The sequence below is a fragment of the Microbacterium sp. 71-23 genome, from assembly GCF_001897265.1.
GTDB lineage: Bacteria > Actinomycetota > Actinomycetes > Actinomycetales > Microbacteriaceae > Microbacterium > Microbacterium ginsengisoli.
Genome location: NZ_MKSL01000052.1, coordinates 1 through 4,888, shown reverse-complemented (window position 1 = coordinate 4,888; position 4,888 = coordinate 1). Strand labels below are relative to the sequence as shown.

Here is a 4,888-nt window from a genome sequence, read left to right as displayed (position 1 = left end):
ATCTCGATTCCCGTGACGATCAGGATTGAGAAGGTCGACCTGCCGGGCATCGGCGTGCGTCACGACCTGGTCACCGAGAACGGACGCCGTCTCGGTGTCGTCTCATACCGCGACGGCGACCGCGAGCTGACGATCTCCGACGCCGACGATCCGGATGCCTGCGCTTACGCCCTCCCCATCAACGAGGACGAGGCCGAGGCGCTCGCCGACCTCTTCGGCGCCTCGGTCGCCATCAGCCGCCTCACGAAGCTGACCGACGAGACTGACGGGCTGTACACCGAGAAGATCGAGCTGCCCGCGGACTCCCCGTTCGTCGGCCGCACGCTCGGCGACACCAAGACGCGCACGCGCACGCACGTCTCGGTGGTCGCGATCATCCGGGATCGCAAGGTGATCCCGTCCCCCACGCCGTCCCAGACTCTTCGGGAAGGGGATGTCATCGTCACCGTCGGAACCCGTGAGGGTCTCGACGCCGCGGCGCGGCTCATCGCCGACGGACCGGACTGATCCCGGGCCGCCGCCGATGCACGATACGACAGTCATCCTCATCGAGGTCGGCGCCCTGCTCCTGGGCATGAGCCTGCTCGGCCGGCTCGCCGCCCGCATCGGGCTGTCCCCCATCCCGCTGTACCTGATCGCGGGGCTGGCGTTCGGCACGGGCGGTGTCATCCCGCTCGACGCGAGCGCGAGCTTCTTCGAGATCGGGTCGCAGATCGGCGTGATCCTGCTGCTCGCGCTGCTGGGGCTCGAGTACTCCGCCGATCAGCTGCTGAGCGGGCTGCGCCGCTCGCGCATCGCGGGGCTCCTCGACGGCCTGCTCAACGCGCTCCCCGGGGCCGCGTTCGGCCTCATCCTCGGATGGGGTCCGGTGGCGGCGGTCGCCGTCGCCGGCATCTGCTGGGTGACCTCGTCGGGTGTCGCCGCCAAGCTGCTGCGCGACCTCGGCCGCATCGGCAACCGGGAGACGCCCGTCATCCTCTCGATCCTCGTCATCGAGGACCTCGCGATGGCGTTCTACCTCCCGACACTGTCGGCGCTCGTGATCGGAGTGAGCATCGCGCAGGGCGCGATCCGGGTCGCGATCGCGGTGGGAGTCGTCGTGCTGATCCTCTTCGTGGCGCTGCGCTTCGGCCACATCGTGTCGCGGCTGTTCACGCCCGATCACGCCGAGCCGCTGCTCCTCGGCGTGCTCGGGCTGACGATGCTCGTCGCCGGGCTCGCCGAGGAGGTGAGCGTGTCGTCGGCGGTCGGCGCCTTCCTCGTCGGCATCGCCCTCTCCGGACGCGTCGCCCATACCGCCCAGGAGGTCCTGACTCCGCTCCGGGACCTGTTCGCCGCGTTCTTCTTCGTGTTCTTCGGACTGGCCACCGACGCGAGCAAGCTTCCGAGTGTCCTGCTGCCCGGAGCGATCCTGGCTGTCGTCACGATGGCGACGAAGATCCTCACCGGGTACCTCGCCGCGAAGCGCGCGGGCATCGGCATCCCGGGTCGGTGGCGCGCCGGCATCGCCCTGACGCCCCGCGGCGAGTTCTCGATCGTCATCGCGGGCCTCGCCGCCGGCACGGCGCCTGCGCTGGCGCCCCTCGCCGCCGTGTACGTGTTCCTCACGATCATCGGCGGCACGGTGCTCGCCCGCGTGCCGGACGCCGGCTGGTTCAAACGCCTCACCAAGCCCAAGCCCCGCCGAGCCTCTGTCGCGACGGGATAGCCCGTGTACGCGTGGAGCATCGTGCAGGCCTCCTGCCATACGGCGACGCTCGACTGTCAGGACACCTCCGCGACAGACGTCGGCTGGCTCGCCGTGCCGGGGCTCGTGATGGTCGTGCTGGTCGTCGCGGCGGGGTTCGCCGTCCGCCGCCGACGCAGAGGACGCTAGCGGGCCGACTGCAGCTCGGCGGGCGCGGCGGCGGGCAGCCGACACGCGAAGTCGCGGCAGTCGTACGCGAGCGGGCCATCCGCGGCCTTGCCGTCGAAGAGGGTGAACCCCGCGTCGGCGAACGCGTCGGCCTGTGCCGCGGTGGCCACGGCGAACACGTCGGCGGTGAGGGTCGCGGCCGCAGCGGCGAGAGCGTCGGCGTCCGGCCCGGCGCCGACCACCACGACCTGCCGGGGCGGCACGGCGAGCTGCGCCGCGATCCTCAGCATCGCCCCGTTCGCGAGGGGTTCGGCGAGGGCTGCGGCGGCATGGTCGCGCACGACGGATGCCGCCGCCTCGCGGTACCGCTCCCCCGCGCCGAGCAGCCACAGGGAGAGCGCGGCCGCGGCGAACGCGGCGGGTCCCGACGGATGGTCGCCGTCCGACGCGGCGGGGGCCGATGGGATCCCGCGCGCGGCCAGAACGGGGTCGCCGCCGCCCGGCGGGAGCGGAGCGCCATCGCCGGTGAGGCATCCGTCGACGAGCTCCCGCGCGCGGTCGGCGTACGCGACCTCGCCGGTCGCGGCGGCGAGCGCGGCGAGTCCCTCGGCGAGCAGACCGTAGTCCTCGAGAGTGGCTGCCGCGCGCGACACGACCTCGTCGAGGGATGCGCGTGCGAGGCGTCCGTCGCCGCGCACGTTGGCCTCAAGCACAGCGTCGGCGGCCCATCGCGCCGCCTCGATCCAGCGTGGCTCGCCGCGGCGACGCCCCGCTCGGGCGAGGGCGGCGATCGCCATTCCGTTCCAGCCGGTGACGACCTTGCCGTCGATGTCCGGCGGCTCCAGCGCTGCACGGGCGGCCGCATCCCTCGCGTAGTAACCGCCCTCGCTGCGCGCGCCGTCGATCCACGACTCGGAGTCCTGCGCCGCGGCGAAACCGCCGTTCTCGCGCTGCAGCACGTCGAGGAGGAAGTTCGCGATGCCGCGGGCGACCTCGGTCGCTCCCGCGTCCAGGGCGACCTCGATCAGCCCCGCGTTGTCGGTGAGCATGCGTTCGTAGTGCGGTACCGTCCAGTCGCGGCGGGTGGCGTAGCGGAAGAATCCGCCGTCGACACCGTCGCGCAGCGGAGAGGCCGCCATGGCGGCGACGGCGCGGGCGGCCACGGCTGCGGCATCCGGAACCTCCTCGGCGAGCGCGGGTGCCTGGAGGAACCGGAGCGCGGGCACGGTCGGGAACTTCGGCGTCGTCACGGACGCACCGGGCGGGGCGAACCCACCGTACTCGGGGTCCTCGCGCTCGAGGGCACGACGGGCGGCATCCGCCAGTCGCGCGAGCGCGGGGCTCTCGCCGACGGACCCCGCCCGCACGGTCGCGGCGGCCAGCGCGTCGGCGACGGCATCCGCCGTCGAGAGGAGCTCGTCGCGGCGCTCGCGCCACGCCTCGCTCACGGCGGCCAGCACCTGCCGGAACGCCGGCACGCCCCCGCGCGGCTCGGGCGGGAAGTACGTGCCCGCGAAGAAGGCACGGCCCTCGGGCGTCGTGAACACCGTCAGCGGCCACCCGAGATGCGGGGTGAACGCGCTCGCGGCGGCGAGGTACGCGTCATCGACCTCGGGATGCTCCTCCCGGTCGACCTTGATCGCGACGAAGCCGTCGTTCAGCTCGCGGGCGGTCTGCGGGTCGTCGAAGGACTCGCGCGCCATCACATGGCACCAGTGGCAGGTCGAGTAGCCGATCGACACCATCACCGGCACGTCGCGGCGCTCCGCCTCGGCGAAGGCGGCGGAGGCCCACGGGAACCACGCCACCGGGTTCCCGGCGTGCGCTCGCAGATACGGACTGGCCGCGTCGGCGAGGCGGGAGTCCATGGCGCTAGTTCACCTCGTCCGGGTGCGCGCCCACGCGCCCCGACCCGTCGCCCGGGTCGAGCGCGTCGATGGCCGCCATCTCGAGGTCGTCGAGCGCGAAGTCGAAGACGTCGATGTTCTCGGCCATCCGCTCGGGGCGCACCGACTTGGGGAAGACGATGAAGCCGCTCTGGATGTGCCACCGGATGACGACCTGCGCCGGGGTCTTGTCGTGCGCGGCGGCGGCGTCGGCGACGGCGGGGGTGCCGAACAGGTCGTACTTGCCCTGACCGAGCGGGCCCCACGCCTCGATGCGGACGTCGTTGCGCACGGCCCAGTCGGTGACGTCGCGCTGCTGGTGGGCGGGGTGGAGCTCGATCTGGTCGACGGCGGGGACGATGCCGGTATCGGCGACGATCCGCTCCAGGTGCGGCACGCGGAAGTTCGAGACGCCGATGCTGCGCGTGAGCCCGGCCCCCCGCAGCGCGATCAGCCGCTCCCACGCGTGCGAGTAGTGGTCGCGGGCCGGCGTCGGCCAGTGGATGAGGTACAGGTCCACGCGATCGAGGCCGAGCTTGCCGAGGCTCTCCTCGATCGCCGCGCGCGGCTCGTCGCCGACGTGGCGGTCGTTCCAGAGCTTGGTCGTGACGAACAGCTCCTCGCGCGGGATGCCGGATGCGGCGATCGCGGCGCCCACGCCCTCCTCGTTGCCGTAGATGGCGGCCGTGTCGATGTGGCGGTAGCCGAACTCGAGGGCGGCGCTCACGGCCCGCTCGGCCTCCGCGGCCGGCACCTTGAAGACACCGAAGCCGAGCTGGGGGATGCGGTGGCCGTCGTGCAGGAGGATGTGGGGAACCGTCATGACTCCAGCCTAGGAGGAGCGGCCGGCCGCGGCGCCGGGGTTGACAGCGGCGGGATACGATCGAGGGCTGTGTCCACGCCGGAGCCCGTCATCTCGTACCCGCCGGAGCTGCCCGTCAGCGCCGCCCGGGACGAGATCGCGCGCGCCCTGAACGCGCACCAGGTCGTGATCGTGGCGGGTGCCACGGGCTCGGGCAAGACCACCCAACTGCCGAAGATCTGCCTCGAGCTCGGTCGCACGCGCATCGCGCACACCCAGCCGCGCCGGATCGCGGCCCGCACGATCGCCGAGCGCATCGCCGAGGAGCTCGCCGTCCCGCTCGGC

Annotated in this window: 6 protein-coding genes; 4 read left to right on the top strand and 2 right to left on the bottom strand. The window is 72.8% G+C overall.

The annotated features are described in order from the left end of the window. From BGO15_RS14700 to BGO15_RS14690, 3 genes are all read left to right on the top strand, one after another. Window positions 1-507, top strand: a 507-nt coding sequence (locus BGO15_RS14700) for a cation:proton antiporter regulatory subunit (RefSeq protein WP_286748445.1), incomplete at its 5' end; no start/stop codon positions are given. A 16-nt stretch (window positions 508-523) separates the two neighbouring features. Then, entirely contained in the window at window positions 524-1,708 is a 1,185-nt protein-coding gene (locus BGO15_RS14695) for a cation:proton antiporter (protein WP_286748444.1), read from the top strand. A gap of 3 nt (window positions 1,709-1,711) precedes the next feature. Continuing rightward, window positions 1,712-1,876, top strand: a complete 165-nt coding sequence (locus tag BGO15_RS14690; protein WP_286748443.1) for a hypothetical protein — start codon at window positions 1,712-1,714, stop codon at window positions 1,874-1,876. Here BGO15_RS14690 and BGO15_RS14685 read toward each other — a convergent pair. Together BGO15_RS14685 and BGO15_RS14680 are read right to left on the bottom strand one after the other, a co-directional pair. Then, window positions 1,873-3,723 carry a thioredoxin domain-containing protein gene (locus BGO15_RS14685; RefSeq protein WP_286748442.1) on the bottom strand — a complete coding sequence of 617 codons (1,851 nt, stop codon included), beginning with the start codon at window positions 3,721-3,723 and terminating at the stop codon, window positions 1,873-1,875. The genes BGO15_RS14690 and BGO15_RS14685 overlap by 4 nt on opposite strands. 4 nt (window positions 3,724-3,727) lie before the next feature. Beyond that, complete coding sequence (locus BGO15_RS14680; RefSeq protein WP_286748441.1) at window positions 3,728-4,564, bottom strand: aldo/keto reductase; 837 nt, start codon at window positions 4,562-4,564, stop codon at window positions 3,728-3,730. Window positions 4,565-4,633: 69 nt separating this feature from the next. On the opposite strand from BGO15_RS14680, the gene BGO15_RS14675 reads away from it, so the two are divergent. After that, window positions 4,634-4,888: hypothetical protein (locus BGO15_RS14675; RefSeq protein ID WP_286748440.1), on the top strand; the 255-nt coding region annotated here is incomplete at its 3' end.

Excerpts from the sequence above, each read along its gene's own strand:
- BGO15_RS14695 (WP_286748444.1), top strand. The coding sequence starts at position 524 with ATGCACGATACGACAGTCATCCTCATCGAGGTCGGCGCCCTGCTCCTG.
- BGO15_RS14685 (WP_286748442.1), bottom strand. The coding sequence starts at position 3,723 with ATGGACTCCCGCCTCGCCGACGCGGCCAGTCCGTATCTGCGAGCGCAC.
- BGO15_RS14680 (WP_286748441.1), bottom strand. The coding sequence starts at position 4,564 with ATGACGGTTCCCCACATCCTCCTGCACGACGGCCACCGCATCCCCCAG.